At 48.4% G+C, this 455-nt stretch carries 1 protein-coding gene; it reads left to right on the top strand.

Annotation, left to right across the window (positions count from 1 at the left end; all coding sequences use genetic code 11):
- Positions 1-134 precede the first annotated feature (134 nt).
- Positions 135-455, top strand: a 321-nt coding sequence (locus C6366_RS21030) for a carboxypeptidase-like regulatory domain-containing protein (protein ID WP_233248580.1), incomplete at its 3' end; no start/stop codon positions are given.

Raw genomic sequence — 455 nt, 5'->3', positions numbered from 1 at the left:
GTTAATCAATGCTCCCGCACAAAACCCGAATATCACATACAATCAAAATATTATGCGGGGTTGTTCTCTTATGGGGAACAGCCTCGCTTTCGTTGTTGGCACAAGGTGACCCTACGCCAACGGTTCGTCCGGACATGACCTCGGGCAGTGGAAGAGACCTCATCCGCCATCTGGAGACCAAATCGGGATGGGTAATCTCTTACAGCACACGCCTCTGCATTGAAGACAATATGACCTTAAGCCGGGAGCAAAAATCTCTTTTGGCGCATTTGCAGGATCTCTTTGCCAACTGCAGCTTTACCTGGGTTATTCGCGACAACAGGATAATTTTAAGGCCAAAGGAACTTAGTGAACGAAGATTTGTGGTGAACGGATATGTACGTGAATCACCCGGACAGGAAAGTCTGCCATATGCCAATATCTTTAGTCTGCAAACCGGCACCGGCACCACTAGC

The sequence above is a fragment of the Desulfonatronum sp. SC1 genome (genome assembly GCF_003046795.1).
Taxonomy (GTDB): domain Bacteria; phylum Desulfobacterota; class Desulfovibrionia; order Desulfovibrionales; family Desulfonatronaceae; genus Desulfonatronum.
This window is presented reverse-complemented; position numbering and strand designations above follow the sequence as displayed.